15 protein-coding genes, 1 tRNA gene and 2 pseudogenes are annotated in these 14,108 nt (G+C 61.8%); 11 read left to right on the forward strand and 7 right to left on the reverse strand.

The genetic code is table 11. The features are described 5' to 3' along the window. The first annotated feature begins 1 nt into the window (after position 1). On the forward strand, positions 2–463 hold the full coding sequence (locus N4R57_05010) for an MmcB family DNA repair protein (protein ID UYV38439.1): 462 nt from the start codon (positions 2–4) through the stop codon (positions 461–463). Positions 464–535: 72 nt separating this feature from the next. Here the strand turns inward: N4R57_05010 and N4R57_05015 are convergent, their stop codons facing one another. Both N4R57_05015 and N4R57_05020 read right to left on the reverse strand, forming a co-directional pair. After that, positions 536–1,141 carry a glutathione S-transferase family protein gene (locus tag N4R57_05015; protein ID UYV38440.1) on the reverse strand — a complete coding sequence of 202 codons (606 nt, stop codon included), beginning with the start codon at positions 1,139–1,141 and terminating at the stop codon, positions 536–538. Between the two features lie 128 nt (positions 1,142–1,269). After that, entirely contained in the window at positions 1,270–1,455 is a 186-nt protein-coding gene (locus tag N4R57_05020) for a DUF6324 family protein (protein UYV38441.1), read from the reverse strand. 97 nt (positions 1,456–1,552) lie between these two features. Between N4R57_05020 and N4R57_05025 the strand changes: the two genes are divergently transcribed. The 3 genes from N4R57_05025 (at position 1,553) to N4R57_05035 (ending at position 2,721) form a co-directional block, all read left to right on the forward strand. Continuing rightward, the gene (locus tag N4R57_05025; protein UYV39508.1) at positions 1,553–2,035 is read left to right on the forward strand and encodes a GNAT family N-acetyltransferase; all 483 of its coding nucleotides are present in this window, start codon (positions 1,553–1,555) and stop codon (positions 2,033–2,035) included. A gap of 55 nt (positions 2,036–2,090) precedes the next feature. Beyond that, a tRNA-His gene (locus tag N4R57_05030) sits at positions 2,091–2,167 on the forward strand. 146 nt (positions 2,168–2,313) lie between these two features. Beyond that, positions 2,314–2,721: a hypothetical protein gene (locus tag N4R57_05035; GenBank protein UYV38442.1), complete on the forward strand. Its 408-nt coding sequence runs from the start codon at positions 2,314–2,316 to the stop codon at positions 2,719–2,721. Here the strand turns inward: N4R57_05035 and N4R57_05040 are convergent. Continuing rightward, entirely contained in the window at positions 2,718–3,032 is a 315-nt protein-coding gene (locus N4R57_05040; GenBank protein ID UYV38443.1) for a DUF6476 family protein, read from the reverse strand. The genes N4R57_05035 and N4R57_05040 overlap by 4 nt on opposite strands. Here N4R57_05040 and N4R57_05045 point away from each other — a divergent pair. The 5 genes and pseudogenes from N4R57_05045 to N4R57_05065 all read left to right on the forward strand — a co-directional run bounded on the left by N4R57_05045 (position 3,032) and on the right by N4R57_05065 (position 7,498). Next, positions 3,032–4,060 carry an RluA family pseudouridine synthase gene (locus N4R57_05045; protein ID UYV38444.1) on the forward strand — a complete coding sequence of 343 codons (1,029 nt, stop codon included), beginning with the start codon at positions 3,032–3,034 and terminating at the stop codon, positions 4,058–4,060. The two genes, N4R57_05040 and N4R57_05045, sit on opposite strands and share 1 nt — an antisense overlap. Before the next feature lie 255 nt (positions 4,061–4,315). Beyond that, positions 4,316–5,212, forward strand: a complete 897-nt coding sequence (gene rpoH / locus N4R57_05050) for an RNA polymerase sigma factor RpoH (GenBank protein ID UYV38445.1) — start codon at positions 4,316–4,318, stop codon at positions 5,210–5,212. A 222-nt stretch (positions 5,213–5,434) separates the two neighbouring features. Next, on the forward strand, positions 5,435–6,127 hold the full coding sequence (locus N4R57_05055) for a phosphatidylserine decarboxylase (GenBank protein UYV38446.1): 693 nt from the start codon (positions 5,435–5,437) through the stop codon (positions 6,125–6,127). Continuing rightward, on the forward strand, positions 6,120–6,881 hold the full coding sequence (locus tag N4R57_05060; GenBank protein ID UYV38447.1) for a CDP-alcohol phosphatidyltransferase family protein: 762 nt from the start codon (positions 6,120–6,122) through the stop codon (positions 6,879–6,881). The genes N4R57_05055 and N4R57_05060 overlap by 8 nt, the downstream gene beginning before the upstream one ends. Continuing rightward, a pseudogene (locus N4R57_05065) lies at positions 6,882–7,498 on the forward strand (class I SAM-dependent methyltransferase). Positions 7,499–7,534: 36 nt separating this feature from the next. On the opposite strand, the pseudogene N4R57_05070 reads toward N4R57_05065, so the two are convergent. Further along, positions 7,535–8,711 (reverse strand): annotated as a pseudogene (locus N4R57_05070) (membrane dipeptidase). Between the two features lie 290 nt (positions 8,712–9,001). Then, a complete protein-coding gene (purD, locus tag N4R57_05075; GenBank protein UYV38448.1) occupies positions 9,002–10,264 on the reverse strand; it encodes a phosphoribosylamine--glycine ligase in 1,263 nt (420 codons plus the stop codon). Between the two features lie 80 nt (positions 10,265–10,344). Here purD and N4R57_05080 point away from each other — a divergent pair, with 80 nt between their 5' ends. Then, positions 10,345–11,070 (forward strand): HAD-IA family hydrolase, encoded by a 726-nt coding sequence (locus N4R57_05080; protein UYV38449.1) that lies wholly within the window; start codon positions 10,345–10,347, stop codon positions 11,068–11,070. A gap of 62 nt (positions 11,071–11,132) precedes the next feature. After that, positions 11,133–12,659 carry an exodeoxyribonuclease VII large subunit gene (xseA, locus tag N4R57_05085; GenBank protein UYV38450.1) on the forward strand — a complete coding sequence of 509 codons (1,527 nt, stop codon included), beginning with the start codon at positions 11,133–11,135 and terminating at the stop codon, positions 12,657–12,659. Here xseA and N4R57_05090 read toward each other — a convergent pair. Beyond that, a complete protein-coding gene (locus tag N4R57_05090; GenBank protein UYV38451.1) occupies positions 12,656–13,051 on the reverse strand; it encodes a hypothetical protein in 396 nt (131 codons plus the stop codon). The genes xseA and N4R57_05090 overlap by 4 nt on opposite strands. A 9-nt stretch (positions 13,052–13,060) precedes the next feature. Beyond that, on the reverse strand, positions 13,061–14,092 hold the full coding sequence (locus N4R57_05095) for an alkane 1-monooxygenase (protein UYV39509.1): 1,032 nt from the start codon (positions 14,090–14,092) through the stop codon (positions 13,061–13,063). Positions 14,093–14,108 lie beyond the last annotated feature (16 nt).

The following is a 14,108-nucleotide window of genomic DNA, read 5'->3' on the forward strand; positions in this document are numbered from 1 at the left end:
TATGACCGATCAATCGCTTTCCGACCTTTCTCCAGTCCTGCAAATGCAGCCGGGACAGCTTTTGGCCCGTGGGGTTTGTCGTCACTTGGCCAGCCATGATTTCGTAACGATCGAGGAATTCGTGCCTGAACGGGGCAAGCGGGTCGATGTTATGGCGCTCGGCCCCAAGGGCGAAATCTGGGTGATCGAATGCAAATCGAGCCGTGTGGATTTCACCTCAGACAGCAAATGGGACGGCTATCTTGAATGGTGCGACCGTTACTTCTGGGCGGTGGATACCGACTTTCCGACCGATCTGTTGCCGCCCGAAACCGGGTTGATCATTGCCGACGCTTATAGCGCCGAGATCATTCGCATGGCGCCGCATGACAAGCTGGCGGGCGCACGCCGTAACGCGCTCACCCGCCGTTTCGCCCGTCATGCCGCGCGCCGCTTACAAGCCTTTCGCGACCCGCGCGTCTAATCCAACGCATCCGCGGGCCGGATCGGGCTGCTTGGGGCGGGATCAAGATGGAGAGGGCAGGCTAGGGGAGACCTAGCCCAACAGCTTTGCATCAAACTCGGCCGCAAACTGCGCTGACGGGCGCGCCTGACACCGCTCCGCCCAAGCCTTGACGCCGGGATGATCAGGCAGCAACGATGGCATCCAGACAAAAGGCGACGCCATCAACAGGTCCGCTGCGCTAAACGTCTCACCCACCAGCCAGTCATCCGCCTCAAGCGCCCCGGCCAAACGTGCGCCCATCTCCTCGAGCCCGCGAAATGCGGTTGTGATTGCGGGGTGCGAAATCTCTGCGAAACTATGGACCAGCACCGGCTCGACAATATTGCCATACCACGCCAGCCAGCTCAAAAAACGCCCGCGAAGCGCCTCTCCCGGCGCCACGCCAAGGCCCGCCTCGGGGAACAGCTCGGTCAGATAGAGCATGATCGCGTTTGATTCCCAAATCTCGACGCCATCATGCACCAACAGCGGCACCTTGCCCTCGGGGTGCGGATTGTCAGCATCGCGCCCGCCCGAACCATCATTGCGTAGAACTGAAACGGGTTTGACCTCGACCGCGTCGAGCGCGGAAAGCTCATGCAAAAGCTGCACGATCCGCGACGAGCGCGACATCGGGGCGTGATAAAGTGTCAACATAACTTGGGGTCTCCAGTGCGTGCGATTTGTGGCTTGCTACCAAATCGCCGCACGCCTGAAAGCCCCGTCGCGCATTGCCTCCTGACACCTTGTGTCAGGGGCGTTGACCATGCTGTCAGTCGCCCCGCTCAGCCCCTGAGCCGCGCCGCCTTGGCCGCCGCGCGGATTTCCTCGGCGATTTCCTCGGCTTCTTCCGGCTCGAAATCCATCGGGATCTCCATGTCGCCGGCTTCGATATAAAGCCGCACCATGCCCTTGTCGGTCGGCCCGATTTGCAGATTGGCCTCGATGTTGGTTTCTTTGTTGATGCCCATGGTTCCGCCTCCAGATTACCTCCCTGAGCTATCCCAGATTGGCCTTGTGATGCAAGCGCCGCCCGCGCATCCTTGGGCCATGACAGACACGGCTGAGATGACACAAGTGACCCTGCGCGACCTTGAAATCGGCGACGCCGGGTGGCTGATCGAACAGCACGGCGTGCTTTATGCCCGCGACGATGGCTTTGACAAAACGTTCGAGGCGCTGGTGGCCGAAATTCTGGCCGATTACATCCGCAATCACGACCCGACCTGTGAACGCGCCTGGATCGCCGAGCAGGGGGGCGTGCGCCTTGGCTCGATCTTTTGCGTGCGCCTTGACGATCAAACGGCCAAACTGCGGCTGTTCTTGCTGACACCCGATGCGCGCGGCAAGGGGTTGGGCAAACACCTGCTCAGCACCTGCCTCGATTATGCCCGCGCCCATGGCTACACGCGCCTGCACCTCTGGACCCACGAAAGCCACTCTGCGGCCTGCGCGCTCTACGCCGCATTCGGCTTCTCGCTGGTGTCGTGCAAACCTGTCCGATCCTTTGGCGTCGATCTGGTTGAACAAAGCTGGGAAATCGCCCTCTGACAGGCCGAATTCAGACTTGCATTCGTCGCGCCACAAAGTTACATCGCCCTTCAGTGCCGCCTTAGCTCAGTTGGTTAGAGCGCTGGATTGTGGATCCAGAGGTCGCTAGTTCGAACCTAGCAGGCGGTACCATCTCACCCTTTCGTTGCTGAAACGGCCCCGGATCCCCGGGTCGAAGCGGTGCCGCGTCCCGATTTTTGCCACAAAAGCGCCGCACGCTCGGCAGAGTCGCGCGCCATGCTGTTGTCCTGACCAAGGCAATCTTCAGAGGCTCCGCCATGAAACCGGCATTTGCAATTGTCACTTCTTTGTTCGTTCTGGGCGCTTGCTCTAATCCGCAGGGCGTCGGCTTCTCCGACTATGACGTGCCCGCCAAATCGAACACGAACGGTCAATCTATGGTCATCGAATGGGACACGCTGCGCCCCGTGCCACGCGTGCAATTCGAACTGGTCGGCAATGCCGCGGCCGCCGCCGCCGCGCCCGGCGCGGGAATCGCCGCCGTTTCGGCACCCGACACCAACCTCTTGCTGGTCGAAGACGGCACCCGCCATTGGCTTGTCGCCAAGGCGCTCAAGGCACCGGACCTGTCGCTCAAATCCGAAGCGGAGCAACGCAGCGGCTGTCTCGTGGGCGACTCGGCCTATGTCGGTGCCACGCTGGTCTTTGCGCTGAACTGCAGCTAGTCGCCGTTCACCACGTCGATCTCTTGCATCAAGGCGCCGTTTGAGCGGGAATAGATCAATATCCGGTCATCCCCCGTCACAATCGCATACCACCTGTCTCCTTGGGTAAACGCCTGCGCCGTGGTTCCGGCGGGCAGGGCGATCTCTTCGGGCAGAACCGGCGTCGCTGACTCTCTCGCCCCCGAGAACCTGATGACAAACAGTGTAATGATCACTAGAAGGCCCAAGATCATGGTGGTCGTCAGCACGGTCACCAACAAACGCAGGTAGCGTAGCGTTTTCGCATCTACCGGCTGAGGAGTGTCGTTCATTGGCTCAAACCCTTGTCGCTTTCGCGGTTCAACCCGACCCGCCCGCACGTCTTGATAAGGCGCTTTCTCGCGATGTGCCAGAGGCGGCAGCCCTGTCGCGCACCCGTCTCGCGCGGCTGATCGCCGATGGGGCGGTGCGGGTGAATGGCGCGACCGTTGACAACCCCAAGGCCCGCGTGGCCGAAGGGGACGCCGTTGAAATCACCCTCGAACAAGCCGCAGAAAGCCATATCGGTCCAGAGGACATCGCCCTTGATGTGGTGTTCGAGGATGACGACCTGATCGTTGTCAACAAACCTGCGGGCATGGTTGTCCACCCCGCGCCCGGCACCCCTTCGGGAACGCTGGTCAACGCGCTCCTGCACCACTGCGGCGAAAGCCTCTCTGGCGTTGGCGGCGTCGCCCGCCCCGGCATCGTGCATCGCATCGACAAGGACACCAGCGGTCTACTGGTGGTTGCCAAATCCGACCGCGCCCACCATGGCCTCGCGGCCCAGTTCGAGGCTCATAGCGTCGAGCGTTATTACCTCGCCCTTGCCCACGGTGTGCCTGATGGCAATGATCCGCGCCTGCGCGGCGTCAAAGGGGTCAGCTTCGAACCCGGCAACATCATGAAAATCACCACCCGTCTGGCCCGCCATAAACATGACCGCCAGCGTCAGGCGGTGCTGTTTGACTCGGGCCGCCATGCCATCACCCGCGCCCGCGTGGTCGAACGCTTCGGGATGCCGCCAACGCTGGCGCTGCTGGAATGTTGGCTCGAAACCGGTCGCACCCACCAGATCCGTGTGCATATGGCCCACGCCGGTCACGGGCTGATCGGTGATCCAACCTATGGCGGGCGTCGCAAGCTCTCGGAAAAGGCGCTCCCCGCTGCCGCCATCGCCGCCTCGCGTGCATTCCCGCGTCAGGCCCTGCATGCCGCCGTGCTGGGCTTTGAACACCCGGTCACCCAAGAGATGCTGCGCTTTGAGGCCCCTCTGCCCGCCGATATGACCACGCTGATCGATACCCTGCGCGGCAGCTGACCCCGACGCCGCCGCATGCGCGTCCGATCGGCAAACCTTTGCCGCTCTCGCCCCGCGATTAACCGGACTTAACGCTTCTTTCACCGCTTCGTCATAAAGATGAATTGCGCGTGAACGTAGTGTCACAAACCTTCTCTTCCTGCGTTACAAGGCGCAAATAGGATTAAACAGGCGCGGAGTAAGGGCCTTGAAACCTCACCCCCGCGTTCCTATCTGGATGTTAAGACAATAAACATTAAGGGACGAGCGAAGAACATGGCCAATTATGCAAATCTGCCGGCACCGACGCCCGAAGGTGGGCTGAACCGCTATATGCAAGAAATTCGGAAGTTCCCTCTGCTGGAACCCGAAGAAGAATACATGCTCGCCAAAGCTTGGGTCGAGCAGGAAGACACCGAAGCGGCCCACAGGATGGTCACCAGCCACCTGCGACTCGCGGCGAAAATCGCCATGGGCTACCGCGGCTATGGTCTGCCCCAGGCCGAGGTGATCTCCGAGGCGAATGTCGGCCTGATGCAGGCCGTCAAACGGTTCGACCCGGAAAAAGGCTTCCGCCTTGCGACCTATGCAATGTGGTGGATTCGCGCCTCGATTCAGGAATATATCCTGCGCTCGTGGAGCCTTGTGAAACTCGGCACCACCTCGGCGCAAAAGAAACTCTTCTTTAACCTGCGCAAGGCCAAAGCCCGCATCGGCGCGCTGGAAGAGGGCGACCTGCGGCCCGAAAACGTCCAGCGTATCGCGACCGATCTCGGCGTCACCGAGAAGGAAGTTATCTCGATGAACCGGCGCCTTTCGGGCGGCGATGCCTCGCTCAATGCCACCGTCGGCTCCGAAGGCGAAGGCACGATGCAATGGCAGGACTGGCTCGAAGACGAAGACGCCGACACCGCTGGCGATTATGAGGCCAAGGACGAGCTTGACGCCCGCCGTGAAATGCTGGCCGAAGCGATGGGTGTGCTGAATGATCGTGAGAAAGACATCCTGACCCAACGCCGCCTCAGCGAGGAAACCATCACCCTCGAAGACCTGTCGTCGCAATATAATGTCAGCCGCGAGCGTATTCGGCAGATCGAAGTGCGCGCCTTTGAAAAGCTGCAAGAGCGCATGCGCGAGTTGGCCGCTGAAAAAGGCATGATGCCCGCGCATTAAGCCCTGCACGACCTGTTAAAGATCGCCCGCCCTTCTGCACAAGAAAGGCGGGCGATTTGCGTTTGAACCGGGCTCAAACCGGACTCACGCCCCGCTGACAGAACCGGCAGCGGCTTGCCGTAGGTCCATTGCCGCCGCTTATTGCGTTGAATCCGACATGGGCAACGGCTATCCCAAAGCCAACCGCCCTTGTTGGGCATCAGCACAAGGCCCGCGCCCCCAATGAAAATGCACGAAACTTTTATCAAGCCCATGCACCCCGAAGGGCGCAAATTCGTGGCGATCTTTGCGGCAATCACGCTGTTGCTGTTCTTCCTCTGGGAGCCGCTGGGATGGATCGGGGTCGGCCTCACGGTCTGGTGCTATTATTTCTTCCGCGACCCGGTGCGCTCTGTTCCCGATGCGCCGGGGCTGATCCTCTCGCCTGCCGATGGTGTCGTGTCGCTGATCGAACCTGCCGCGCCGCCGCCCGAACTCGGCCTCGGCTCTGCGCCGCTCACGCGGGTGAGCGTGTTCATGTCGGTGTTCAACTGCCACGTAAACCGCGCCCCCATCGCTGGTAAAATTGCCAAGATGGTCTATCGCCCCGGCAAATTCCTTAACGCCTCGCTGGACAAAGCGAGCGAGGACAACGAGCGCAACTCCCTTGCCCTCACGCTCGAAGACGGCCGCTCCATCGCCGTGGTTCAGATCGCCGGGCTGGTCGCGCGCCGCATCGTGCCGTTTGTGCGCGAGGGGCACAGCCTCATGGCGGGTGAACGCTTCGGCCTGATCCGCTTTGGCTCGCGCCTTGATGTTTACCTACCTGACGGCGTCGAACCACAGGTCGCTCTTGGCCAAACCATGATTGCCGGGGAAAGCGTTATCGCAGATCTCAACCGCTCTGCGCCTGCCATGGCCGCACGGCGTGTCTGATCCCGACACCCCTCCCGGCAAACGCGCGCCCCTGCGCGCGGTGCAGCTGTTGCCAAACCTGCTCACCCTTGGCGCGCTCTGTGCCGGGCTTTCGGCGATCCGTTTTGCCGTGCATGGCAACCTCACTCTTGCGGTGGCCCTCATCGCTCTGGCGGCTCTGCTTGACGGGCTCGACGGCGCCATGGCGCGCCTCCTCAAGAGCGAAAGCGCCATGGGCGCCGAACTCGACAGCCTCGCGGATTTCCTCAATTTCGGCGTCGCCCCCGCGCTCATGCTCTATCTCTGGGCCTTGCCCGACAGCCGCAGCGGCGGTTGGATTGCGGCGCTGATCTATGCTATCTGCTGCGCTTTGCGCCTTGCGCGCTACAATGTCGGGGACAAGGCCGCAGCTGGCAAGAAATCCGCGTGGTTCCAAGGGGTTCCCGCACCGGGCGCGGCCCTTCTGGCGTTGCTCCCTCTGGTCATGTTCCAAGTCATGCCGGGCGTTGTCACCCCCATCCTGCCGTTCTTTACCGGCCTCTGGCTGGTGATCGTGGGCCTGCTGATGATCGCGCGCAATCCGACACCCTCCTTCAAACTCCTTCGTATTTCCCGTGACAAGGCACCGTTCTTTATGGTCGCCCTCATGGGCATCGCCGCGACAGCCTTCACTTGGCCTTGGCCGGTGCTTCTGGTCGCTCAAATTGCCTATCTTTTCATTCTGGCCCGCTTCGCGCTGAAGCCGCCGCAATTAATTGCCAAGGACAATGACTAAATGAAACCCGAAGCCGTTACCTCATCCTATCGCCGCTGGGCGCCTGTCTATGACCGCACATTCGGTGCCGTTACCGGCGCTGGCCGCCGCCGCGCCGGTGCTTATTTGACCGGGCGAGGGGGGCGGTTCTCGAAGTGGGCGTTGGCACCGGGCTGGCCCTTCCCAGCTACGGCGAAGGGGTTGCGGTCACCGGCATCGACTTCTCTCACGAGATGCTGACCAAGGCCAAAGCCCGCGTCGCCGAAGAGCGGCTCACCCATGTGCATGACCTGCGCCAGATGGACGCGCGCGAACTCGACTTCCCCGATGCCAGCTTTGATAGCGTCGCCGCCATGCATGTTCTCTCCGTCGTGCCCGAACCCGAACGCGTCATGCGTGAAATCTCCCGCGTCCTCAAACCGGGCGGCAAGGTTGTCGTGGTCAACCACTTCGCGCGCCCCAAAGGGCCGCTCGCCGCGCTGGAGAAAATCACCGCACCGCTTGAGAATATCCTCGGCTGGCAGTCCGATTTCCCGATCGAGCGTATCCTCGGCGCGCCCGGCCTTTCCCTCACCGAACGCGACAGCCTGCCACCCGCAGGCCTTATGACCTGGCTGGTGCTGACCAAAAGCGGCTAACACCAATCCTCTGAAAAGCGCGGCGAAGGCGGGCGCTTACTCCAACCGCGCCCTCAGAACCCGCATCATATTGCCGCCCATCACCTTGGCAATCTGCGTCTCGCTCACCCCGGCACGCAACAGCGCATCGGTCAAGGCGGCCAACTCGCTGGCATCAAATGCGGTGGCCACTGATCCGTCAAAATCCGACCCGAGCGAGATGTGATCCTCGCCAATCGCCGCGATCCCCGCCTTGATCATCGCGGCAATCCCGTCCGGGTCGATCTTGTTGCACGCAACCTCGGCCCAATACCCCATGCCGATAACCCCGCCCCGCGCGGCAATCGCCTGCATCAGATCATCGGGCAGGTTGCGTTTCACTTCACAATGCGAATGAACCCCGCTGTGCGACAGAACAATCGGCACATCGGTCATGTCCAACACATCGCGCACCACCTGCGGACTGGAATGCGCCACGTCAATCACCACCGGCATAGTCACCAGCTTGCTCACCACCTCGCGACCAAATACGCTCAGCCCATGGCTCCCTTCACCATGCAGCGATCCGCCCAAGGCGTTGTCAAAGAAATGGTGTAGGCCGTAAACCCGGTGGCCGGCCTTGAACAAGCCGTCAAGCTTGGCAATCTCGCCCTCAAGCGGATGCAACCCCTCAACGCCCAAAATCCCGCCGACCACGGCTTTCCCTTCGGCACGCGCGCTCAAAACCGCCTCAAGATCGGCCTTGTTGCGAATGACCTTCAACTTGCCACCCGATGCCGCCTCAAACCCGTGCAACTTCTCGGCCTGATAAATCGCCCGCTCATAGATCGACCCCCAAGTGCGCAGCGGCCAAAGCTGCCCAAAAGCCAAAAGCGTAATATTGTCAAAAGCTTCGGCAGAGTTGTGGTCGTAGTTCTGCCCTGACGGGCTTTTGGTCACGGCGGTAAATACCTGCACCGCAACACCGCCCTCCAAAAGACGCGGCACATCCACTTGCCCGCGGCTGCCCCGTTCCAAAAGATCGCGCTTCCACAACAGCGAGATCTGCGTGCCAATCGCCGACGATCAAACGATCATGCAACGCTCTGGCGTCTGCCGACACCGGATAGGGCGCGTGTTCGGCCACCGCATTGCGCTCGTTTTCAACATACGACGGACCCAGCGTCCAAAACCCGATCAGCCCCAATATTGCCAGGCCAACAACCGTCAAAAACCCACGTTTGATCCAACGCATGCCGCGTCCTCCTCCTCATAGCTGCCCAAGGCTACGCCCCGCTTCGGGCGCACGACAAGCCTGCCCTTACGGCACGCCGCGTCTTCATCTGACTGAAAATATCCCGGGGGGTGCGGGGGGCTGGCCCCCCGCTTTTTAATGTGGTGTGGGGGGCTGGCCCCCCACTTTTAGCTGCGGTGTAGGGAACTGCCTCCCCACCTTTGCCTGCGGTGCGGGGACTCGGCCCTACCACTAAACCCTGCGCCTCGAGCGAAGCTCTCTTCACTCAGCCCGCCAAACCCGGCCTTCCCCTAAAGCGCGCGCCAGCCGATATCGCGGCGGCAAAACCCTTCGGGCCAATCAATCCGGTCGACCATGTCATAGGCCCGGTCGCGCGCTTCCTGCAAAGTTGCACCGCGCGCTGTGATGTTCAAAACCCGTCCGCCATTGGCCACGAACTGGCCGTCCTTCTGGGCCGTGCCTGCATGAAACACCATATGCGCGCTGTCCGCGGGGCAGGCGTCCAGACCTTTGATCACACTGCCTTTGTCATAGCTTCCGGGATAGCCCTCGGCGGCCATAACCACCGTCATTGCATGATCATCGGCCCAGTTCACGGCGCATTCATCCAGCCGTCCCTCGGCGGCGGCCTGAATCAAATCAAACGCCTGCGCGCCCAGCCGCATCATCAGAACCTGACACTCCGGGTCTCCGAAACGCACGTTATATTCCACCAGCCGGGGCTGTCCGTCCTCGATCATCAATCCAACAAACAGCACGCCCTGATAGGGCGTCCCGCGCTTGACCATTTCGCGCAGCGTCGGGCGTACGATCTCGTCCATCGTCTTTTGCACAACGGCATCGCTCATCACCGGCGCAGGCGAATAGGCCCCCATCCCGCCGGTGTTCGGCCCGGTGTCGCCTTCGCCAACGCGCTTGTGGTCCTGCGCCGTGCCGATGGGCAGCGCATCCTCGCCGTCGCACAACACAAAGAACGACGCCTCCTCGCCGGTCATGAAATCCTCGATGACGATCTCCGCACCGGCCTCTCCAAAGGCCCCGGCAAACATCTCGTCCACGGCGTCCTTGGCGGTTTGTTCGTCCATCGCGACGACAACACCCTTGCCAGCGGCCAGCCCGTCAGCCTTCACCACGATCGGTGCGCCCACGGCCTCGATATAGGCATGCGCGCCCGATGCCCCGATGAATGACACCCACCCGGCCTGCGGCACATCCGCCGCGTCGCATATTTCCTTGGTGAATTTCTTTGACGCTTCCAATTGCGCCGCCTCGGCAGAGGGCCCGAACACCTTGATCCCGGCCTCGCGCAGACGGTCCGCAACCCCTTCGGCCAATGGCGCCTCCGGCCCGACGATCACGAAATCAATCGCGTTTTCCTCGGCGAACGCCGCCACGGCGCCGCCCTTCATTATATCGACGCTGGCGCATTCCGCGATCCCGGCAATCCCGGCATTGCCCGGTGCCACGAACAGCTTGTCGCATTTCGGGTTCTGCATCACTGCCCAGGCCAACGCATGTTCGCGCCCGCCGCTGCCGAGGATAAGAATGTTCATGGCGCTTGTCTCCGCTTGGCCTTGCTTGCCCGGCGTTCTAAGCTGTGCCTGAACGAGACACAAGCGAACGGGGCGCCCACATGCAGTCAATCAAGGCACTTACATTTGATACCGGCGGAACGCTGCTTGACTGGCACAGCGGGTTTCGTGACGCTTTCGGTGCCGCGGGTGCGCGGCACGGCGTTACGCGTGACTGGCCGCAGCTTGCCAATGAACTGCGCCATCGTGCGCTCGGCGCGATGATCAACCTCGGCGAAAACGGGCCGCCCGCCTATAATTTCGACCAAGCCCATAGGTTTACACTCGACACGCTCCTGACCGAACATGACCTCGACATGTTCGACGAGGCCGACCGCCACGCCATCGCTTGGGACGCGCCGCATGCCTTCAAATGCTGGCCCGATTGCGCCGAGGGCCTCTCTGCGATCCGGCAGCGGTATATCGTCGCCTCGTTTACGATCCTCAGCTATCGGCTGATCATTGATACCGCTCGCGCCAACGGGCTGACGTGGGATGCGGTGCTGTCTTGCGAAGGCTTCGGCGTTTATAAAATCCTGCCCGAGGCTTACGCAAAAGCCGCCAAAGCCCTCCAGCTTGAGCCACATGAATGCCTCATGGTCGCCTGTCACGCGCATGACCTTGACGCGGCCCGCGCGGTTGGGTTTCGAACGGCTCTGGTGCGACGCCCAGAGGAATGGGGCCCCGAAGCCTATCGCCCTGAGCCGGTCCGCTCGGCGCTTGAGACCACATATGACTATGATATCACCGTTGATGATTTCATCGAACTGTCCAAGGCGCTGCAATAACCCTCACCTCCAAACCCAACCCGCGCTCCCCCTCTCAAGCCATGTGAAAAGACCCGCCAGCCATGTCCGACCTGATCGACGATCCCACCCCCGGTAACAACGACCCGGAATTCACCGTTTCCGAAATTTCCGGCGCGATCAAACGCGTGATCGAGGGGGAGTTCGCGCATGTCCGCATCCGGGGTGAGGTCGGGCGCGTGTCGCGGCCCCGTTCTGGCCACCTCTACCTCGATCTCAAGGATGATAAATCGGTCATCAACGGGGTCATCTGGAAAGGCGTCGCCACCCGGCTCGCTGTTCAGCCAGAAGAAGGCATGGAGGTGGTCGCCACGGGCCGTCTCACCACCTTCGGCGGGCAATCGCGCTATCAGATTGTGATCGAAGACATCAAACCCGCCGGTGTCGGCGCGCTTATGGCGATGCTCGAAAAACGCAAGGCGGCACTTGCGGCAGAGGGGCTGTTTGCGCCTGAGCGGAAACAGAAGATCCCCTATCTTCCGGGCATCATCGGCGTCGTCACCTCGCCGTCCGGGGCGGTGATCCGTGACATTCTGCACCGCTTGCGGGATCGGTTCCCGCGCAAGGTGCTGCTCTGGCCCGTCGCGGTTCAGGGCGACAAATGCGCGCCCGAAGTGGCCCGCGCCATCGCCGGGTTCAACGCGCTGGAACCGGGCGGGCGCATTCCGCGCCCCGATCTGCTGATCGTCGCGCGTGGCGGTGGCTCACTCGAAGACCTCTGGGGGTTTAACGAGGAAATCGTCGCCCGCGCCGTTGCCGCCTCGCATATCCCGCTGATCTCTGCGGTCGGGCATGAAACGGACACGACCCTGATCGACTATGTGTCGGACCGGCGCGCACCGACGCCCACCGCCGCTGCCGAAATGGCGGTGCCGGTGCGCCTCGATCTGCTCACATGGGTCGAAGCACAGGGCGCGCGCATGGCCCAGGCCTTGGGGCAGGGGGTCGCCGCCCGCGCGCAACGCCTGCGTGATCTCGCACGTGCCTTGCCGCGCGCCGATACCTTGCTCGACACGCCGCGCCAACGGCTTGACCGTGCCTCCGACCGGCTGCCCTCGGCGCTCATTGCTGGCGTGCGCACCCGCGAGGTGTCTCTGCACAAGGCCTCCGGTTCGCTCAAGAAAGAGATGCTCCACCGCCTTGTCGAGCGCGACACCCGGCGCCTGCAAAACGCGGTTTCGCGGCTGAACCTCAAGACCCTGAAACGCGAAAATGCACAGCGGCAGCAAAACCTTGCCGCCATGTCCCGCCGCCTGTCCCGCGCCGGAGAGCATCAAATCGCTGATTGGCGTAGCAAGCTCGACACGCTCTCGCGTCTGCGCGACACCTTGGGCTACGAAGAAACGCTCAAACGTGGCTACGCCGTGGTGCGCTCAGGCGACACAGTCGTGACCTCCAAAAAAGCCGCCGAAAAATCCGCCCCAACCGAGATTCAATTCGCCGATGGCCGCCTGACACTCGGCGCGTCCCCGGCTCCGGCTCAAAAACCAGCTGCCAAGCCCGCCAAACCCACCAAGCCAACGCCGCAAAAGGGGCCGGCCAAGGGATCGGATCAAGGGTCTTTGTTCTAAACCCCAACCTTCGGGCCAAGGCACATCATCGGCTTCTGGCTTTGCTGCACCTCGTAAAGCTCACGCGCTTCCGGGTTGTTCTCAAACAGCGCCGTAAGCCCCGATCCGTTTTTCTGAAACGTCCAGCAATGCGGCGAAGGGTCATTTTCGTAAGAGAAACAGATCATCTCACCCTGTTGCCACCAACGCCCCTCAATGCACTCACCATCCAGAAACGACCACCGCACGCGCCGCCCATCAAGGTATTCCTCGGCCCCATAGGGCGCACCTTCTGAGCTGAAGTAAAACGTCTTGCCCTTGGTCGCCGCGTCAAATTCCTCCGCCGACAGGAACTCTCCGCCAAAGGCGATGCCCGGACAGGCACACATCAAAAAGATCACAATCCGCCACATGTCTTATACCTACGCCGAACCACCCCCAACGGGCAAGCGGCGCAACTCACGTGCCATCATCTTGCGCCAGATCGGTGGAAAAAGCGCTAAAACGGCCATCACCGGCAATGAATACGGCATCATCGGCATCGCCTCGCGCAGGCGCAACCCCGGATAGGGCCGCGTCGGGTGCAAATGATGGTCCGAATGGCGCGGCGCATTGACCATCAAAGCCGAGGAAAACCAATGAGGCGAGTTCCAGCTATGCGCGTCCGTCACCGGTTCGGGTTTGCCGTTCTCGCGCATCGCCCGGCGCAATCCGTAATGCTGCACATAATCGGCCAGAAGGATCTGCATCTGCGCATAAAGGCACAGCGCAAGGTAGCCACCAACGCCCCACGCCCCGGCCACACTCGCGGCCATGATCACCACCAAAACCGGCGTCGCGATATAGCCCACGTAGGGGTTCTGCCACACGCTCCGTTTTCTCTGCGCCCGCGCGGCGCGCGCATTTTCCGCCTTCAACCCGGCTATAAAAGACGCTTTCCAAGCCTTTGTAGCAAAACGATAAAACCCTGTACCCTTGGCGGCTGAATTGGGGTCCGCATCCGTGCCCACATGCACATGATGCACCAATAAATGCGCCGAGGCATGATGCCCGAACCCGATCGTGCTATAGGCCAGACGCCCCAAGGCGCGCGCGTATCTTTCGCTGCGGTGGATCAACTCATGCGCATTCGGATGCGAAACCTGCCCAAACCAAAGCCCCGCCGCCAGCACCGTCACAACCTTGCCCGTGGCCGCCATCTCGCCGTTCATGGCTGCAATCACCACGGCCAGCAGGCCGAAATGCCCAAGACCAAGCAGGGTTGAAAACCCTTTGCCCGTCGGAAACTCCGCCCCCTCCGGCATCTCCGGCAGAAGGCGCGGCACGAACCGGTCCAGAACGGCGGTGAACACGGTCATATACAGCAACCCGGCCAGCGGCCAAAATCCGCCCACAATCACGCCCCCGGCAATCAGCACCACAGGCAGCACCGTGGCCAGCGCAAAAAGGCTCATCTGCATCGTGCAACCG

The organism is Rhodobacteraceae bacterium D3-12 (genome assembly GCA_025916135.1).
GTDB lineage: Bacteria > Pseudomonadota > Alphaproteobacteria > Rhodobacterales > Rhodobacteraceae > JAKGBX01.

Bases quoted from the DNA above. Each gene is read 5' to 3' on its own strand.
- N4R57_05010 (UYV38439.1), top strand. From the start codon at position 2: ATGACCGATCAATCGCTTTCCGACCTTTCTCCAGTCCTGCAAATGCAG.
- N4R57_05015 (UYV38440.1), bottom strand. From the start codon at position 1,141: ATGTTGACACTTTATCACGCCCCGATGTCGCGCTCGTCGCGGATCGTG.
- N4R57_05020 (UYV38441.1), bottom strand. From the start codon at position 1,455: ATGGGCATCAACAAAGAAACCAACATCGAGGCCAATCTGCAAATCGGG.
- N4R57_05025 (UYV39508.1), top strand. From the start codon at position 1,553: ATGACACAAGTGACCCTGCGCGACCTTGAAATCGGCGACGCCGGGTGG.
- N4R57_05035 (UYV38442.1), top strand. From the start codon at position 2,314: ATGAAACCGGCATTTGCAATTGTCACTTCTTTGTTCGTTCTGGGCGCT.
- N4R57_05040 (UYV38443.1), bottom strand. From the start codon at position 3,032: ATGAACGACACTCCTCAGCCGGTAGATGCGAAAACGCTACGCTACCTG.
- rpoH (UYV38445.1), top strand. From the start codon at position 4,316: ATGGCCAATTATGCAAATCTGCCGGCACCGACGCCCGAAGGTGGGCTG.
- N4R57_05055 (UYV38446.1), top strand. From the start codon at position 5,435: ATGAAAATGCACGAAACTTTTATCAAGCCCATGCACCCCGAAGGGCGC.
- purD (UYV38448.1), bottom strand. From the start codon at position 10,264: ATGAACATTCTTATCCTCGGCAGCGGCGGGCGCGAACATGCGTTGGCC.
- N4R57_05080 (UYV38449.1), top strand. From the start codon at position 10,345: ATGCAGTCAATCAAGGCACTTACATTTGATACCGGCGGAACGCTGCTT.
- xseA (UYV38450.1), top strand. From the start codon at position 11,133: ATGTCCGACCTGATCGACGATCCCACCCCCGGTAACAACGACCCGGAA.
- N4R57_05090 (UYV38451.1), bottom strand. From the start codon at position 13,051: ATGTGGCGGATTGTGATCTTTTTGATGTGTGCCTGTCCGGGCATCGCC.
- N4R57_05095 (UYV39509.1), bottom strand. From the start codon at position 14,092: ATGAGCCTTTTTGCGCTGGCCACGGTGCTGCCTGTGGTGCTGATTGCC.